Below are 451 nucleotides of genomic sequence, written 5' to 3' on the forward strand. Positions count from 1 at the left end.
GCATGAAGCTGCGTCAGCGCACCGAACAGCCGCGGGTCGGCGCTTTGGATGGCGGCATAGGGCACGAAGCGGCCATCGCTGCTGGCCCCCAGCTCGTGTTGCAGCGCCCCCAGCCAGTGCGCATCGACATAGAACATCAGGTACGACCAGGGCTGGCCGTCGATGGGGTTGCAGGCATGCACGGTCTGCGGATTGATCAGCACCAGGGTGCCGCGGCTGATCCGTGCGCGGGCGTCACCGTTGAAGTAGGTGCTGGCGCCGGCAGTGATCGCGCCGATGGAAAAGCTCTCGTGACAGTGCGCGGCATAGCAGACCTTGCGGCCATCGGCGACGGCGCGCGCTTCCAGGAAGGGCAGGGCGTCGGCGCGCCAGAAGCGGGGTTGGTCGTCGTCCGGGTTGTTCACGTTGTGCCTGCCGTCATCGATACGAAACTGAGGTCTGACTCTAGCAA

1 protein-coding gene is annotated in these 451 nt (G+C 65.6%); it reads right to left on the reverse strand.

The window, feature by feature from the left end:
- Positions 1-404 (reverse strand): AraC family ligand binding domain-containing protein (locus tag ACU8YC_RS27505; RefSeq protein WP_446896327.1); only part of this gene is annotated, 404 nt, incomplete at its 3' end.
- Between the last annotated feature and the right edge of the window lie 47 nt (positions 405-451).

The organism is Citrobacter sp. VF227, from assembly GCF_052950715.1.